Genomic DNA, 17,417 nt, shown 5'->3' on the forward strand with positions numbered 1-17,417 from the left:
TTATTATTAGAATTTGAAGCGTCAGCAAACTTTGAAATTGTGGACACCTAACCCTTACTACTATGCTGAGCTCTAAGCATAGTGATATTATTAATTGAAATAAGTGGTGCTTATAAATATACAGCTTTTTATAGAAAAAACTTAAGAATTAAGTGATTAATCAAGTGCTGAACTAACGCTTTCATTTAAGATATATGTCAGTACCATGGTAATTTGGGAAAATAAATTTTTTATTTATACGTTAGTGAAAATCTTTCTTTTGTTACTAGAATATAGTTATAGAAATGTAGTAGAAAATTAAAATTATAGAATTTTACTAGAAGACATTTTCCAGTATATATGGGTTTAACCATATTATTCTTGACAAATAATTTGCTATATGTAATAGTGAAAATAATGTAGATATAACATAATTTTTGTAGAATTAAACAGCGTAGGAGGTTGCGTTACATAGTGGAACATAATACTGTATTTTATAATGAAATCAAGAATGAATTAAAAACTGGAGACCTTATATTATTTCATGGAATGCTTATAAGCAGCGAGATAAATGAGCTTTTGACAGGTAGTCATTGGTCTCATGTAGGGATGGTAGTAAGACCGGAAGATTTAGGTATAAAGTCTACTGACAAATTACTTTTGTGGGAGTCTAATACCTTAGTAAACTTAGAGGATGTTGAGCTAAATAGAACTAAGATAGGTCCTATGCTAGTTGACTTAGAACAGAGACTTATAACAGATTTGAAGGATAAGAAGGATAATATATTCCAGATTCGTTATAATACTTGTGATATAACAGAGGATATGATACTTAAGCTTAAAGATTTTATAGAAAAAGTTCATTTGGATACTTTCCCTAAAACTGAGTTCGACCTTAAAAAAGAAGTATTTGAAGGTAGAATTTTAGGTAAAGCGGTAGACAATGGAGATTATTTCTGTAGTAAACTGATATCAGATACCTATATTCATATGGGACTATTAAGTGAAAAATATCCACCTAATAGCTATGAACCAAAGGATTTTTCAAATGCAGGCAGCTTACCCTTCATAAAAAGGGGACAGCTTGTAGATGGGCCGCAAATTGATGTTTCTGAAAAATAAATATTTTAATACTAGGCTAATCTGGCTTGTCCTAACATTAGCCTTGGTGATATTTATTTTAGTAGGTGCTAGAATACCTAAAAATAGTATACCGAAAGCTGCACAAGGAAAAATTGATTTAAGTAAATGGAATTTTGATAAAGATGGACTTGCTAGACTTGATGGACAGTGGGAATTATATTATGGCCAGCTAATAGAACCAAAGGATTTTAATGAGGATAACTATAATAAAGAAGGAAGAGACTTATTTAATGCGCCTAATTCTTTCAAAAGAACCTTAAGTAATAAGACGCTTCCAAAGTCAGGTTATGGAACCTTTAGGCTTAGAGTTAAATTAAAGGATGGAGATAGAAAGTTCTATGGTATAAGAACACAATCTCTTCTTTCTGCTTCAAAGGTATGGGTTGATGGTAAACTGTTGATTGCTAATGGGGTAGTTACTAGTTCTGCAGCAGGAGCTGTAGGAAGTTTTGAGCACAATATGGCTTTTTTTCAGAATACTAAAAATGAAGTTGAGATTGTTATAGAAACTTCTAATTACAATAATGTCACTGGTAAGTTTCAAAGTATCGATATAGGCTATTCACAGGATATAAAGCGGGAATATACTAAAAATGTAGTGCTAGATTCCATTGTTATAGGTGCACTTTTCATAATGAGCATATATCACTTTGCCTTGGCATTTAAGAGAGTCAATAAAAAGGCTCCACTATATTTTGCTATATTCTGCTTATTTGTTGCCTTAAGAGATACTTTAGTGGGAGAAAGAATTGTTTATAGCTTTTTTCCTAATATAACTTTTGCGCTGTTTAATAAGATAGCGTATTTGACGGTTTATTGTCCTTTACCATTTATAGTTTTATTTTTTAAGGAATTCTTTGTTGAAGAGCTTTCACCGAAGATAGTATATGGGATAAACACAATATCAATACTGCTTGCTACAGCAACGATATTTACAAATATAGAAGTGTATGAGAACTTTCTGGTAGGTTATGAAATTTATGGCACAGTTTTGCTAGTGTATATTTTATATATTATTATTAGGGCTGTTATTAGTGGTAAGAATGGAGCTACGCTAATATTATTTGGGTTTATCATTTTTATAATTACTATATTTCATGATATGTTTTTGCATCTTGGATGGCAGCAGGGAAATTCACTTTTGCCTTTTGGATTTTTAATTTTTGTATTTTCACAGTCATACATGATGGCAGCTGTTTTTTCTGACGCTTATGTTGAGATAGAAAAGCTATTAGAAGAAAATAAAGCGGTTTATTTAGATGAATTAACAACAATATTTAACAGAAGAGGTTTTTACGAGCGTGGAGAAAAAATCTTTAATGAGGTAGCTAATAAAGGCGGAAGCCTTGTATTGTTTTATGGAGATCTTAATAAACTAAAGTCAATAAATGATTCCTTTGGACACAAGGAAGGCGATGAAGCTATAAGGAGAACTGCTTTTCTTCTAAAGAGAATCTTTGGAAAAGACGATTTAGTGGCAAGGATAAGCGGAGATGAGTTTACTGCTATGGTAGCAGATAAAGGATCCTTTGATGACGCAGAGAAAATCTTGGAACGGATAAGTACTAATTTTAATAAATATAATTTGGTTTCTAGAAAACCCTATGAGCTTACAATCAGTGTAGGTTACTCTTTATATAATGGTAAAAGTAATAAAAGTTTTGAAGAATTAATTCATGAGGCTGACAATATGCTTTACCAAGCTAAGAAGAGTAGAGAAGGATAGCTTGCTTAGTAAGGTCAATGTGAGGAGAGAAGTTTAGCACTATCAATTAGGTCAGAAAAAATAGATAAGGATTACGTTAATTAGATTAGAGAAAATAGTCTTGAAAGTAGAGAAAGAAAAAATCTTCTTTCAAGATTTTTTTTGGTTTTTTACTACTGAAAATATACTGATTTACAGTAGGTTATGTCTTATATGAAATGTTTAGTTTACTATATATAATAGATAATTAAATGAGATGTTCAAAAAACAATGGATTAGATTACAATTGTAAGTATAATACTGTTAAATAAAGTTGAAAAAATCTTTGTATTTATTGACAAAAAACATTCTATATGTAATAGTGGAAATATTGTATAAATAACATAATATTTATGAAAGCTAATTATATTATTCAATAAATGTTACTTTATGTTTATTGTGCTGTGAGTAAGGTTTTAGACTTTACTAGTTATGGCATAGTATTATTCTATTAAATTAGGCAAGAAGATTCGCGGAAGGACTATTGGTAATGGTACAAAAAGATAATTTACTTAGAAAAAGAAAAAGTTTAGTGCTTATGGTTTTATTTTTAATTATATTCATTATTTTTGGGTCTATTAGCACCGGGAAAAGTGAAATTGCGAAGGCTAGTGATGGAAGAATTGATTTAAGCAGTTGGAATTTTGAAAAAGATGGACTTGCCAAATTGGATGGACAGTGGGAAATATATAGTGGAGAACTATTAGAACCAAAGGACTTTAAGCAGGGAAATTATGATAAAGCTTCAGTGGACTACTTCCAGGTTCCAAGCAGTTTCGTTACTACAGTTAACAAAAAAAAGCTACCTAAGTTTGGCTATGCTACCCTTAGACTAAAGGTTAAGCTTAAGCCTAATGAAGACGCACTTTATGGTATAAAAAGTCAGTACATACTTTCAGCCTCAAAGATATGGATAAATGGACAATTAGTTACTTCCACTGGAAAGATAAGCAGGGATGCAGATAGTGCTTTGGGAAGCTTTGAACACCAGATTGCATTTTTTAAAAATGATGGAGCTGAGAATGAGATAGTTATTCAAATGTCCAATTATAATAATGTAACTGGTAAGGTTCAAAACATCTACATAGGTTATAATAAACAATTGAAAAACGATTATATAAGAAGTGTTGTTTCAGATGCATTTATCATTGGATGTTTATTTATAATGGGGATATATCATTTTGCACTTTACTATAAGAGGCCAAGCAATAAAGCCACATTGTATTTTGGAGTATTTTGTTTATTAATCGCTTTGAGAAATGCGATAGTAGGTGAGAGAATAATCTTTGATGTATTTCCTAATATATCATTTTCTTTATTCAATAAGCTTGCATACCTCACAGTATATTGTTCGCTACCTTTTATAATAATGTTTTTTAAAGAAATTTTGGGTAATCAGATTTCATCAAAATTAGTAAAGCTCATGAACATTATATCAATAGTTGTCAGCTTGGTAACAATATTTACAAGGATACAAATTTATGATAATTTTCTACTGTATTATGAAATATGGATACTGGCCCTTTTTGTATATATTTTATACATGATTATCAAAGCTGTTATGAATAAGAATCAGGGAGCATTGATAATATTATTTGGTTTTACTGTATTTGTGATTAGTGTTATACATGATATAATCCTTCAGGCAGGCATAATATATACGAATTCACTAATACCAGCTGGATTCTTTATCTTTATATTTTCTCAATCCTATCTTCTTGCATCAAATTTCTCCGATGCATTTATGGAAGTAGAAAAATTGGTTGAAGAAAATAAGGCAGTGTATACTGATGAACTCACTGGGCTTCTAAACAGAAGAGGTTTTTATGAAAGAGGAGAAGCTCTTTTCAAAGATTGCCTCGAGAATGAAAACAGCTTCACTTTATTTTACGGTGATCTAAATAAATTGAAGATAATAAATGATACCTTTGGCCATAAAGAGGGAGATGAAGCCATAAAGAGGACTGCGTCTCTACTAAGAAGATCCTTTGGAAAAGAAGACATAGTTGCAAGGGTAAGTGGTGATGAGTTCATAGCCATAGCACTAAACAAATCCTCCAACGAGGATGCAAGAAGTCTAATAGAAAATATAAATAACAACTTCCAAGTGTACAATGCTACAGCTAAAAAGCCTTATAGGCTATCTATTAGCTTAGGTTATTCAATATGTACACCTGATGAAAGCACATATTTTGAAGCCGTTATCAATGAAGCTGATGACATGCTATATGAAGCTAAAGCCAGCAGCGGTAGTATATTAAGATAATTTATTAAGTGGAAGCATTTTAAGGTGATTTAAAAAGAAGTAGCCTTAAGTAATGTGGCTTAAAGTAACAAGAAAATTGATTGTAAAAAGTAATTACAGAAAAAATAATTATATGAATAGTAATAAATGCTAATAATTAGTAATAGATGAATAGTAAATATAAGAATAAATAAAGCTCTCTTATCCATTATAATTGGAAATGAGAGCTTTTAGTATTTGCTATGTTTAACACTATATCTTAGTAGAGTACTATTATTATATTATAAAATTAGGTTATAAGCCTGACAAATTCAAGCCCGTTTGTTCTTTGTTAATGAATAGCTTATCGGCATTTTAGCTTGGTAGGCTGTTTGTTTGACAGTTTAACATTTCTGAACAGCAATCTTAGTAGTTACTTTATTTCTACCGTTTTTCTTTGATTGGTATAGGGCATCATCAGCAAGCTTCATTATTTCGTCAAAATCATTTAGTTTAGAATCAAACCTTGAAACTCCAATACTTAAAGTGAAAGATATTGATTTATCCTCATAAACTACAGGTCGCTTAGAAATCATATTGCGAAATACTTCTGATAGGTTTTCACCATCTTTTAAATCTGTATCCGGAAGAATAACAATGAATTCTTCTCCACCTAGACGGGCCAATATATCTGTCTTCCTAAAATAGCCTTTCATCTCATTTCCTAAATGCTTTAACACTACATCTCCTGCACCATGTCCATAGGTATCATTTATTATTTTAAAATGATCTATATCTATCATAAGCAGTGAAAAAGTGGTATTGTAAGTCTTTGCTCTTTCCATTGTAAGCTTGGCTAATTCTTCAAATCGGTTTCTGTTGTACAAATCTGTTAAAGAATCGGTGGTAGCCAATATGCTAAGAGCTTCTTGAGCATTTTTCCTTTCGGTTATGTTTACCAAATTTATAAGCCTTCCAACTGTTACACCAAAGTCATTTGTGATCTTTAGGATTTTTATCTCAAAATATACTTCTCTGCTTCCGCAGATAGATTTTATGTCCTGGTTACAGTCACTTTTTAAAGCCTCAATAAAGTCTGGATGTCTATATAACACATATTCTATAGTCTTTCCATTTACTTGACCTTTCAATTCGCTAAAAATACTTTCTGCTGTAGTGTTGTGGTCCATGATTCTGTTAGTATTATCCAGCAAAATCATAGCATCAGTGCTTTTTTCGAATAAAACCTCTCTAGCCAAGGTTTTTAACTTAAGAAAATCATATTTGAAAAGTGCTACTAAAATCAAGCTTAGGGAAAAAGGTAATAATAGTGCTATATAGTTAAGGCCTAATTGCCAAGGATTAACTAGTATTAATACCAAACCTATAAAGGGTAGTAATGAAGATAAAATCATAACTTTATAAGTGGATTTTTCAAAAGCAGTAACCTTTTTATAATTTCTCATATAGACGAATATTGATATTAAGAGATAAAGCACCATACAACAATTAAAAACTATGTACCAAGGCCCCTTTTCTAAATACAGAAAGTTCAAGCCCCAAAGTTCTTTTAAGGTCATTGTTTTGTAATAATAGTGGTGTAATGGATTAGTAAATCTTATTAAAAAGGTTATAATAGGAATCAGAAATATTATACCTGCAACACTCTTTTTAACGGTTCTAATAGTTTTTGTATGTATTAGTGACAACAAAAGCCAGCAGCCTGGATAAAATGGCAACGCAATGTATTCAATGAGATTGTAGAACACCATCTGAGGCAGTAAGTTACTATTAAGTTCCAGTAAATAACCAAATAAGCATATGCTTACTAGTAGGCACAAGGCTGAAAAAGTTTTTATTAAACAGTTGCCTCCCTTTGAAAATGCATATGCAGCAAAAAGTCCTGCAAGCAATGCTGCGAAAAAAAAGTATATACTTAGTAATATAAGTTGAAACGGCATATGCATACCCTCTTTCTAATACTATAGACTTGTCTTATTTTATCATTTTAATACAAGCTAAAGCAATGAAAATAATGTAAAGCCAAAGGCTTAAAGTTAAATTAGAAAGTAAAAGAAATTAAAAAAATACCGCAAAAATAAACAAAATTTACGAAAATTCGACATTATATTGTATTTATTTAAAATCATAATAAAATATTTAATAGATTTATATTTTTTTTATTATGATTTGTAAGTACCTTAATATGTAAGCATATGTTTATGTGTATTTATATATGTTTATATGAATTTACATATGTTTATATATGGGTTGCTTAATTTTCTGTGGTAATAGATAGTTTTTCATATATGTCCATAAAAATCTATAGCTCTTTTGTACCGTAATCAGATTTACGTGCAAAGCAACACATGTGTCGTTTCGTGAGTGTAGATGAACTCTTTATATCAGCAAAATCAGTTCAATCTTTTTATTCCATTTATTATGATTATACTTAATTTTTTTTTAGAAAAGTCAATGAAAAATAGCCTAAATCATTATTGCTGCTGATTTAGGCTAGGAAATATTGATTGTAGTACTTTTTCTTATAGCTTGCAGAGCTAGGCCTAGGTTTAATGTCTTTATTACTTTATATTATTAACATCCTTTAAAATCTTTTCAAGATTCTCTACTGATTCAATTCTTTCATTACATTTTTCACTATCTGCACAAATGCTAAAACCTATTGATTTGTACCCGCCTTCTCCAGCATTTGAAACTTTACAAATAGGTGAAACAAAGATCACTTCATTATCCATGTGAATGCAGTTGCACAAAGAGCATATATTAGCCTTGCTGGAACCGCCACTGGTTATTCTACAGGCCATGCCTATAAGTTTATCATCCATATTGTAGGCTACAAATAGCTTGTTACTAGCTTTATCTATCCAGCCTAGATAAACCTTCTTTGAAGCTTCTTGATTTAATTCCGGTAACTTAAGCTTCTTTTCCTTCTTAAATAATTTACTTATCTGTGCACCAGTGACAGTAGGCATGCCATAGACATAACTAGCTAATTCGGCTAAATAACTATCGATTTGAGATGCTTCCTTTAGCCTGATTATGTTTAGAATTTCTCTTTCTTCCTCAGATAAACTAGTAAATAAATTAAATATCTTATCCTGTGTATAAGCCTTAGAAGCTTCAACAACATTGATATCTACACAAGACTTGTAGTTATTGGCCAAGTCGTTTAAGCATCTTTTTATATAATTAAATTGATTTTTCCTTATAAAAGTTTTCATGTGGATCTTTACCTCATTTCTAAATATGTGATTTTAATAGATAGTATTTTGCTTGGTGGAAGACCTAACAATGTTCTGGACCTACTTAATCTATCTTTAAGCTAAGAATACTAAAAAAGTTTTACTTTAACATTCTCTAAAACAAATATGTTAATAATATCATAAACTATTGCGTAATATTCCTAAAATGAACATGCTCTGTGGTATGAGCATATAAATAAGAAAGCTACTATAATTGTATTTCCACAGGGCAATGATAACATGATTTCTAATATTGCTTCAATCTAATAAATGATTCTGTATGGATTGTGAGCATATTAGACTTAGGTTGATATTCATCTGAGTAGCGATAGGGACGCCCAGTATTATAAGTAGAATTAGTTATGTAATGTAAAATATCTCAGATAGTGTGTTGGGATCAAGTATAATTAAACATATGAAAAAAACTATAAAAGTAAGTGGAAGGGAGATTTTTATGAAAGAATTTAGAATGGAATATTATAAAGATAATAATTATGATTTTGTTGATAGATTGCTGAAGGCTTCAAATGAAGATACTAATATGGGGATAGGATATCCAAGATGCGAGGGGATAGAAGAGTTAATATCAGAGGTTGAACTTTATGACAATAAATTAAGTGAATGCATATGCTTAATATTTGACAAAGATAAGCCTATTGGTATGGGGGGATTCTTATATACTGAAGGAGAAAGCGAAGGATATTTTATTGGTCCCATACTAGTGGAGGAATATTTCGTTAAGGAAAATGTTAGTGACATTATAAAACTAATTTTAGAAAGCAAAAGATATTCTTTAAAAAAACTATTAGGAGTATGTACTGATAAAAATCAAACTTTAAATGAAAGTTACACAGCTACTGGATGGAAATATAAAAGCACCCAAAGAGAAATGAAATATGACGTTGATAAATCCATAAAACAAGTTAAATGGCAAGTATGTGAACTGGACAAGACTGAAGTTTCAAAGAGTCAGGATATTTTTCATATCTTAGATAGAACCTTTCATTGGGGCGGAGATAGAGAAAACTTTAATGAATTGCTCAGAGATGAATATAAGGTAGGCTGTGTACTGGATAATGAAAAGAATATTCTTGGACTAGTTGTTTGGGCTTACTTAGAAGATGTAGATTTCTCAAGACTTGAATACCTCGTTGTGAATGAAAGTTTTAGAAAAAATGGGATAGGAGAGGCTATGATAAATCATGTTATTAACGATGCCAACAGGCAAAATGTGAAAAACATATATTTAAGCACAGGAATAAATAATGCTGCAGTAAGACTTTATAATAAAACAGGTTTTTATGATACAGTGGTGTCAAATATATATGAAAGAAAGTATTAAAGCAACTATAACTTTAGTTACTATGGATACTAAAAAAACAACTATTATTTTGTATTTCAAAGAACTAATAAACATTGAATTTTTGTAAATATGAGGTAGTCTTAGGTATTCTAAATCGCAAGTATTTTAGTGATAGGGAAGAGAGTTTATTTCATAACAGATAATGAAAACTGTAGTGATAGTAGTTATTAAATAAAAGCCCTGGTAAATTAATTTTCAATATTCATCAGATAAAGGATAAGGATATAATATTTTTGAAGCGGGGAGGGGGAGGAGATATAGTTTTAACTCTATATATGAATGTATTCAAAAAATGTGTGCGATGCAATACCTGGAAAAGTGTGGGATTATAAACTTGAGCCTATTAATTAAATTTAATCAAGCTCTAGGTGAAGATATGCTATATGATACCTACACAAATGTATTCAAAAAATGTGTTTGGTGTTTAATGTTGGTGATTTTATTTAAAGGCTATGTTTTAATATAATGTTGAAATGTAGCCTTTAAAATCATAGATGGGATTGTCCAACTATAATTTTAATATAAGAAAATTGCAATGTAATAACTAACTTGAGGTAATATGTTCATTAGATGAAAATTCCTCTTTTGCCTTTTTAATATAGATTTAATGAAATCATTCTTCCCATTTGTATATGAACTTCTATCATTGGCATATTTTATGGATAATTCCTTGTTTAAGCTTGAATATTCCTCAACTGCCTCCGTTTTTAACCGAAGATAATTACAAAAATTGATATGATTTTCCATATTTATTCATAAATTACTTCTATATGTAAATAGTGAGTCTTAACGTCTTCACATCCTTTAGCAAACATTATGCGACCTTCAACCACTGCATTATCTCCAAATTAGTCTCCGTTTGCTTCTAAAAGGTCTCTAAATTATCTACATCATCTAATGATTTGACGTCTAGAGCAATATCTATAATTGGCTTAGAGTCAAGACCTTCTATTGATGCACTTCCTATATGTTGAATATCTATAGCTTTTTCACCCAACAAGTATTTCAATAAATTTTCTTCATTATTGTAAGCCCCATTCCAACTAAAACTATACGGAACAACCTTAACAATTCCTCTCGCTAATCCAATCACTTAGCCAGCCTCTCTGAATTCATATTTGCAATATTTTACTTCATCATAATTTACTACTGTTTATTAAACTAAAGTTATTAACCACGCTTATTATAGAATAATTTCCTAAATACTATGCGTGTCATACATGCAATGGATTTCTATTTTTAAGCATTTTATTTTGATATACAAATTTGATACATTGCTTTGAAGTAAAAAATATTAGCATTTACTAGTTCGTCATCTTTAAATATTTGAAGTCTTTTGAACTACTTAATATAGTTCATATACTATTGAAAAAGTGGATTAGAAAGAAAGATATGAGTCAATAATTTAAATAGAATATGGTGAAATACAGGCGTCTATAGTTTCACTAAAGAGACATAAAGATGCACCAGTCTGGTTAAAAAACTATTTTATAACATATTATACATTAAATACAATATGCTTACAGGTTTTGTAACTTTAAGAAATTAATTAGATGTATGCGTTTTTATACACCATATGTAACTTTACATACGTAGTCCTAAATACTGTCACAAGGCTAATTAAGAGATATTGGAGAGGGTTTCCATGGTGAAAATGAGAACTAAAGCTAATGGTGATAAATCAAATATTTGCTATACTTCAAAAGAAGATTATTACAAAAGTCGCCAAGTTAAATGTTGTCCGCAGTGTGGCAGCGAAGAATTTAATAAACATGGATTTTATAATCATATTCAAAGATATAAGTGTAAAAATTGTGACAAGTCTTTCTCTAGTACTACTAGATCACTATGGAGTTATTCTAAAAAAGATGTTAAAACATGGATGAAGTTTGTTGAATTCACTTTAGAAAAGAAATCTCTAAGATTTTCTGCTAAAGAATTGAAAATAGGCTTAACTACCGCATTCTACTGGCGCCATAAGATTCTTCACAGTTTAACCTCGGAAAAAAAGAAAGAGGTTTTAAGTGGAGTTGTTCATGCTGGAAAAGTATTCTTTAAAGAAAGTTTTAAAGGTTGCAGAGATATGAAGAGTAAAGAAATAAAGGAAAGTAAATGGAATATGTGGGATTTAAGGAATCCAAGAAAGAGTATTTGGGTTTTTAGTGCTATTTCTAGTAATGACTCTATGTTTGCAACTTCAGTAGAGCCTCATATAAAAATGAAATTTTTTAAAGAAAAGATATTTTCAAGGGTAGATAAAAAAGCTTATATTGTGCCATATCATAGGGATGGGTATGTACAAACCATTGCTAAAGAGTACAACAAGAAAAGACTTATGGAAGTTGAAAAAGATCCTAGAATACTATATTTAAGGAGAAATATCAAAGAGTTTATAGCTGTTTTCAGAGGGATTGCCACAAAATACTTACAAAGATATCTTGAACTTTATATATTGGTAAATACCAAGGAAAACCCAAGTTGCTTGAAGCTAATGGGTGAAAATTTTCTTGAAGAAAGTAACTTTATTAGAACTAATATTTTAAGAAATTCCCAAGGTTATCTCAAAGAACCATCAAGATGGATCGAAGCTTAAAAACAAAACTATCCGCAGTAAAGTCTTTTCATTATTTATCACTGTTAACTATAAAAACAACATTATTTAGATACATTAACATAGATATAGCAATAGAAAGCATGGACTAAAAGGGAAAATATTGTGAGTGTTGAGAAATTTGGATAGAGTTATTTGCACAGTAACCCTACCAACATTTTTTCAATACATTCGCATAGGCAATGAAAACACAACAGCCTAGGTGCTCAATGGGACAGGCACTTTAAGAAGAAACTTGCGCTAAATTCATATATAAAATTAAGTTTTTATAAAGAAAATGAAGGAAAATAAAGCAGATTTTTAAGGCGAAAAAATCTCCCCAACATTTTTTAAATACATTGACATAGGCTTCTAGAATATAGTTATAGGTATACTAGTATTGCTGTAAGTATCTGTATCTAAAAATCTATGAAACTATTAGCTATTTTAGATTGGGTATAAGTCTCCATGCAATGATAATCAACTCTGGAGATCTTCTAAAAACTCTAATATTGCATATAAGCATAAATTATATATGAGGTATATGAATTAAAGATAAATAAATTAAAGTTTGTATTTAAAATATTATACAGTGGTGAGCTTATACTTATGATTACAATAAGTTATAGTATAATTTATAAAGTCTTTAACAGCTTGGGCTCTTTTTATTTTCGAGGAATAAAAAGACTTGCTAGTGCCGTTCTCTCGTATTCTTAATGCTTCTTTAACTATTAATTTAAAGTCATCAGGTAAAGTGTTAAGTGCATATCTGGCAGAGTTAGATTTAGAAGTTATGTTCTTTTTCTCAAGGGAGTACAAAATCCTACACTGAGTTAATATAGAAAACTCAATGGAATCAGCAGTGAAAAAACCAAGCTTATTGGCAAGTTTATTCTTCCAGTAGGTATTTAAATTGTAGTTCATTGTACCTATAACATCATCCCAATTAACTTTGATATTTAAAACTGTAATGTCAGGACTATTTATGGGAATGCCTTTGTTTTGTAAGGTCCACCACGTAACGTAGTTAATATCATAATACCCATAGTTATGAACTTTATTATGGGCAAAATATAGATAGGGACTTATATCTCCATTAGTCTTACCAATTTTTTCTTTGGTAATATACATACCCTCCATTTTTTTAGCATATTTAAACTTGTTATTTAATTGTTTATGTATAGCTTTCAATCTGATTAATTCTTCAGTTGTAAAATTTTCGTTTAGTATAGTAATAAAATCGATGTCACTTTTGTTTACATCAAAAGCGCCTAATGATATAGAGTTATATATGTATACTCCAAATATATTAGTACCAAAAGATCGTTTTATACTTGCTTCATATTCCACTAATAAAGGATATATAATATCCGGAATTCTGCTACACATAATTTTAACATCGCTTATTAGGACTATTGGATTAAGGTATTAAAATTTCAATTAGATTTGCTCAAAATAATAAAAGTATTTTGGCAACCTTTTTATTCCAATTGATATTTAGGCATATTATACTATAATTGGCTTTGATTATAAATTACGATTTGGAAAAACTTCAAAAGCATAAATTAGAAAGTTAACTGAGAAAAGAATTTGAAAATGTAAGTTTTATTACGAAAGTACAGATCTATTCTCTGAAAAATACAGATCTTATTTAATAAGGTATACAAAAGTTCATTATAGCATTATAGGTACAAATAATTAATAAGGGGGTTAATTAATGAATTTTTATAAAGCGTTAAAGGCGCATGTAATTATATGTGTATTAGCATATTTATCCTATGCATTCACGGATAAATTGCCTGGTAAAAGCATCTTAATGGTGAATATTGCCTTAATATTTATAATGTATTTATTAAGTGGGTTTTTTATGGAAAGGATGGGATCAAGACTAGATAACTTTAAATCTGTGGCTATAATATTTGGAATAGGGGCAGTGGTTTGGATAATAAGTGTTGTTGCAATGGGATTTGGTCCTATAGTAAACCCTAATTGGCTAACATACGGTTTGTACACTGCCTATTTTCTACCTATAATTAATATTTTTAATATAAAGAGTCCGTTCGTTTACTTGATTGCAGCATTTCTTCCAACTTTTCTAATGTGGATTGGTATAGAATTAAAGAAAGTGGTCGTAGTAAAAAAGCGTTAGTATAAGTTATTGGAAATTAAATATAAAAGCCTATGCTTTAATGATTATTTTAGCATAGGCTTTTATATTTGCTGAAGCTAAGTATTATAAATAAAGCAATATATTAGACAAACTATAAATTCTATAAAAATATAACCTTTCAGAAAATGTATCTATTAAATATGAAATCCATTTTCAAAACTTTTCTGGTTCCTGACAGGAAAACTTAAACAATGTAAATATCAAATTCCCCATAGAGTAGTTTACATAGAATATTTAAGTTGGGTTTAAGGTTTGGCTTGTAAAATAAGTTTATAGGGAGCGGAAAACCTCATGGATACTATATATTTATATGATTTTATAAATATATAAATATAACAATTTAAGAATAGAGATTAGAATTTAAGAGGTTAAGAATTCAAGGGAAGGTAGATTGGGAAGAATTAACTGGAAAGTTGACTTTATATATTTCTTAACTATATAAGATAGGATTGTCAGTTTATTGCTAACCTATGCAGTTAAATGTTTACATTAAAAACAACTGATGCTAATATAAGTTATATATCGAATTAGATATCTAACTTACATTTTAGATATATGTAAAGTATAAATTAAGAGACAGCTGAAGATGTGCTGCATAAATAGGATAGATACAACTTTACTTTAAAGGAGCAGTAGAATGAGAAGTAAATTTCATAATTTATTAATTAGAACAATGGCATCTCACTCTAAGAGAAGTCAAAGTCAGTTTATGGAGCTTGGATTATCACCAGGACAGCCTAAAATACTTGAAGTTTTAAAAGATATGGATGGATGTATGCAGAAGGAGCTGGCTGCGGCCTGTAATGTTGAGCCTGCTACTATCACTAGTATATTGCCTAGTATGGAGAAGAATGAATTAATAACTAGGAAGAGTAAAAGCTATACCTCTGGAAAAAGATCCTTAAGCGTTAGTTTAACAGAAAAAGGCAGAGCTATGGAAAAAGACATTAGTAAGATAGTAGATCAGGTTGAAGAGCTAAGTTTTCAGGGCTTTGCTGAAGAAGAAAAAGAACTGTTTCTATCAATGTTAGAGAGAGTTTATGAAAATATTAAGTAGCTATTATAAGCTGGAGTATTGAAAACACAAGTCTAAAATCCCTAGGTATAACTATAGTGGTTTAGTTATAGCAGGGTGCCAATTTATATAATTAAATTTAAATAATTAGAATAAAACTTAAAGAAGGAGGGGCGTTAATATGTTACTTGAAGCTAATTTAGTTTTATCGCTGGAGGTAAAGATTGGGCCTATACAAGAAATAGGTGAAAATATTGAGGGCTTTTTAAATGTTATACCAATTACAGGAGGAACTTTTAAATGTCTGGATAATGAAGGACAAACTGTCCGTGGTATTGTACTTCCTGGAGGTGCTGATTGGAATACGATAAAAAATGAAAATTTGTCCCATGCCTTTGCAAAGTATGTAATTCAAACGGAAGATAAGGTGCTTATTTCTGTGGAAAATGAAGGATATATGGATAATAGGGCAGACAAGCAAGTAATTAAGACCATACCTAGATTTAAAGTGGATGACAACAGTAGGTATAGTCATTTGAATTATGGAGTATTTGTGGGGCAGCTTGACTTTAATGGCGATAAAGAACCCTTTGTGGATATAAAAGTATACAAGCTAAAATAGCAAATCTGAAAGTTTATGAATTTAAAAACTCCGATGGTAAGCTTAATGAGATTTAGAAAATAGACTTGGTATATGAGTGGTGGAAATTTAATTTAGATAAGAACTGCTGTCAGAAATTTGTAGAACAGCTTTAAAAATGGAGTTTGTATATAAGTGATAAAGATTTAATTAAAATAATAAGTGTAGAAGGGAAGAATTAAATAATGAATATTTGGGAAACACCTATTGGATTTGATGAAAAGAAGATTGATGTAGAGTATGGTACCTTGAATGATGTAAGATATGAATCAACAACTACAGGAACCACAAGAAAATGTTTTGTTATAACTCCAGCAGGTTATGATAAGTCGAAAAAGTACCCTGTGCTATATTTGCTACATGGTATTGGTGGAACTTATACAGAATGGCTTCAAGGAGAACCGGTGAATATAATTGGTAACCTTATGGCTCAAGGACAATGTTCAGAAATGATTGTGGTTTTACCGAATGTAAGAACCTGCGCAGAAGAGGGTGTACCAAAGGATATACTTAGTAAGGAAAACATTGCAGCCTTTGATAATTTTATAAATGATTTGAAGAATGACTTAATGCCTTTCATAAGTAAAAATTATTCAGTAAGCACTAAATGGGAGGATACTGCTATAGCAGGACTTTCTATGGGGGGAAGAGAGTCTCTTTACATTGGATTCTCCATGTTAGATACCTTTGCGTATATAGGAGGTTTTTCACCAGCTCCAGGCTTACTTCCATATTCAGAGCTTTCCTACGAGGGGCAGCTTAAAGAAGAGAAATTTAATATCCCAAGTAGCAAGAAGACACCAAAGCTTATATTGATGTGCAATGGTAATAACGACAGAATAGTTGGAAAGGTTGCTAACACCTATCATGAGGTATTAGAGAAAAATAATGTTGCTCATCAATGGTATACAATGGATGGAGACCACGACTTTGGCGTTTGGAAAAATGCATTGTACAATTTCGCTAAGAGAATATTTAAGTAGGATTAGTTACTACGCCAATCATATCTCTTATTTGGCAAGATAAGTTTATGACCATAAAGAAATAGGTTCAAATTATAAGAGAAGCCACTTTAGGCTTCTCTTATAATTTATGATATATCAACATTATTTCAAAACATAGCCTTTTATTAAGATATATATATGCACAAATATATATTTCTAAGTGGCTATTATCTAAAGATTTCATAATTAGATCTTCAACTTATGCATTCCATGAAGCTATGAGAAACTGAAATTTTCCAACAAGTATAAATTAAGCTTGTAAAAACTTTTTAAGAAGTCTAT

At 30.3% G+C, this 17,417-nt stretch carries 13 protein-coding genes; 9 read left to right on the forward strand and 4 right to left on the reverse strand.

The features are described from left to right. Positions 1-453 precede the first annotated feature (453 nt). The 3 genes from GXK57_RS23035 (at position 454) to GXK57_RS23045 (ending at position 5,132) form a co-directional block, all read left to right on the forward strand. Positions 454-1,101 carry a hypothetical protein gene (locus GXK57_RS23035; RefSeq protein ID WP_160680359.1) on the forward strand — a complete coding sequence of 216 codons (648 nt, stop codon included), beginning with the start codon at positions 454-456 and terminating at the stop codon, positions 1,099-1,101. Continuing rightward, the gene (locus GXK57_RS23040) at positions 1,070-2,848 is read left to right on the forward strand and encodes a diguanylate cyclase (RefSeq protein ID WP_160680360.1); all 1,779 of its coding nucleotides are present in this window, start codon (positions 1,070-1,072) and stop codon (positions 2,846-2,848) included. Before GXK57_RS23035 ends, GXK57_RS23040 begins: the two co-directional genes overlap by 32 nt. Before the next feature lie 508 nt (positions 2,849-3,356). Then, positions 3,357-5,132 (forward strand): diguanylate cyclase, encoded by a 1,776-nt coding sequence (locus GXK57_RS23045; protein ID WP_160680361.1) that lies wholly within the window; start codon positions 3,357-3,359, stop codon positions 5,130-5,132. A 362-nt stretch (positions 5,133-5,494) separates the two neighbouring features. Here GXK57_RS23045 and GXK57_RS23050 read toward each other — a convergent pair whose 3' ends face one another. Together GXK57_RS23050 and GXK57_RS23055 are read right to left on the reverse strand one after the other, a co-directional pair. Further along, complete coding sequence (locus GXK57_RS23050) at positions 5,495-7,051, reverse strand: diguanylate cyclase (protein ID WP_160680362.1); 1,557 nt, start codon at positions 7,049-7,051, stop codon at positions 5,495-5,497. Positions 7,052-7,672: 621 nt separating this feature from the next. Next, positions 7,673-8,332, reverse strand: coding sequence for a FusB/FusC family EF-G-binding protein (locus GXK57_RS23055; protein WP_160680363.1), 660 nt, complete (start codon positions 8,330-8,332; stop codon positions 7,673-7,675). Positions 8,333-8,807: 475 nt separating this feature from the next. Between GXK57_RS23055 and GXK57_RS23060 the strand changes: the two genes are divergently transcribed. Further along, positions 8,808-9,695 (forward strand): GNAT family N-acetyltransferase, encoded by an 888-nt coding sequence (locus GXK57_RS23060; RefSeq protein ID WP_160680364.1) that lies wholly within the window; start codon positions 8,808-8,810, stop codon positions 9,693-9,695. 886 nt (positions 9,696-10,581) lie between these two features. On the opposite strand, the gene GXK57_RS26935 is transcribed toward GXK57_RS23060, so the two are convergent. Further along, positions 10,582-10,809 (reverse strand): GrpB family protein, encoded by a 228-nt coding sequence (locus GXK57_RS26935; RefSeq protein ID WP_160680366.1) that lies wholly within the window; start codon positions 10,807-10,809, stop codon positions 10,582-10,584. Positions 10,810-11,361: 552 nt separating this feature from the next. Between GXK57_RS26935 and GXK57_RS23075 the strand changes: the two genes are divergently transcribed. Continuing rightward, positions 11,362-12,309: an IS1 family transposase gene (locus tag GXK57_RS23075; RefSeq protein ID WP_160680367.1), complete on the forward strand. Its 948-nt coding sequence runs from the start codon at positions 11,362-11,364 to the stop codon at positions 12,307-12,309. Positions 12,310-12,891: 582 nt separating this feature from the next. On the opposite strand, the gene GXK57_RS23080 is transcribed toward GXK57_RS23075, so the two are convergent. Beyond that, on the reverse strand, positions 12,892-13,695 hold the full coding sequence (locus GXK57_RS23080; protein ID WP_160680368.1) for an aminoglycoside adenylyltransferase domain-containing protein: 804 nt from the start codon (positions 13,693-13,695) through the stop codon (positions 12,892-12,894). A 328-nt stretch (positions 13,696-14,023) separates the two neighbouring features. On the opposite strand from GXK57_RS23080, the gene GXK57_RS23085 reads away from it, so the two are divergent. The 4 genes from GXK57_RS23085 to GXK57_RS23100 all read left to right on the forward strand — a co-directional run bounded on the left by GXK57_RS23085 (position 14,024) and on the right by GXK57_RS23100 (position 17,114). Further along, entirely contained in the window at positions 14,024-14,455 is a 432-nt protein-coding gene (locus GXK57_RS23085) for a hypothetical protein (RefSeq protein ID WP_160680369.1), read from the forward strand. 658 nt (positions 14,456-15,113) lie between these two features. Further along, complete coding sequence (locus GXK57_RS23090; RefSeq protein WP_160680370.1) at positions 15,114-15,533, forward strand: MarR family transcriptional regulator; 420 nt, start codon at positions 15,114-15,116, stop codon at positions 15,531-15,533. A gap of 139 nt (positions 15,534-15,672) precedes the next feature. Beyond that, positions 15,673-16,113: a DUF3237 domain-containing protein gene (locus GXK57_RS23095; RefSeq protein ID WP_160680371.1), complete on the forward strand. Its 441-nt coding sequence runs from the start codon at positions 15,673-15,675 to the stop codon at positions 16,111-16,113. A gap of 203 nt (positions 16,114-16,316) precedes the next feature. Then, positions 16,317-17,114: an alpha/beta hydrolase-fold protein gene (locus GXK57_RS23100; protein WP_160680372.1), complete on the forward strand. Its 798-nt coding sequence runs from the start codon at positions 16,317-16,319 to the stop codon at positions 17,112-17,114. Positions 17,115-17,417 lie beyond the last annotated feature (303 nt).

It is taken from the genome of Clostridium sp. C8-1-8 (assembly GCF_009928445.1).
GTDB lineage: Bacteria > Bacillota > Clostridia > Clostridiales > Clostridiaceae > Clostridium_AR.

What these genes read in the sequence shown, in the direction of transcription:
- GXK57_RS23085 (WP_160680369.1), top strand. Translation starts at nt 14,024, where the DNA reads ATGAATTTTTATAAAGCGTTAAAGGCGCATGTAATTATATGTGTATTA.
- GXK57_RS23075 (WP_160680367.1), top strand. Translation starts at nt 11,362, where the DNA reads ATGGTGAAAATGAGAACTAAAGCTAATGGTGATAAATCAAATATTTGC.
- GXK57_RS23040 (WP_160680360.1), top strand. Translation starts at nt 1,070, where the DNA reads ATGGGCCGCAAATTGATGTTTCTGAAAAATAAATATTTTAATACTAGG.
- GXK57_RS23060 (WP_160680364.1), top strand. Translation starts at nt 8,808, where the DNA reads ATGAAAGAATTTAGAATGGAATATTATAAAGATAATAATTATGATTTT.
- GXK57_RS23080 (WP_160680368.1), bottom strand. Translation starts at nt 13,695, where the DNA reads ATGTGTAGCAGAATTCCGGATATTATATATCCTTTATTAGTGGAATAT.
- GXK57_RS23055 (WP_160680363.1), bottom strand. Translation starts at nt 8,332, where the DNA reads ATGAAAACTTTTATAAGGAAAAATCAATTTAATTATATAAAAAGATGC.
- GXK57_RS23045 (WP_160680361.1), top strand. Translation starts at nt 3,357, where the DNA reads ATGGTACAAAAAGATAATTTACTTAGAAAAAGAAAAAGTTTAGTGCTT.
- GXK57_RS23095 (WP_160680371.1), top strand. Translation starts at nt 15,673, where the DNA reads ATGTTACTTGAAGCTAATTTAGTTTTATCGCTGGAGGTAAAGATTGGG.
- GXK57_RS23100 (WP_160680372.1), top strand. Translation starts at nt 16,317, where the DNA reads ATGAATATTTGGGAAACACCTATTGGATTTGATGAAAAGAAGATTGAT.
- GXK57_RS23050 (WP_160680362.1), bottom strand. Translation starts at nt 7,051, where the DNA reads ATGCCGTTTCAACTTATATTACTAAGTATATACTTTTTTTTCGCAGCA.
- GXK57_RS23090 (WP_160680370.1), top strand. Translation starts at nt 15,114, where the DNA reads ATGAGAAGTAAATTTCATAATTTATTAATTAGAACAATGGCATCTCAC.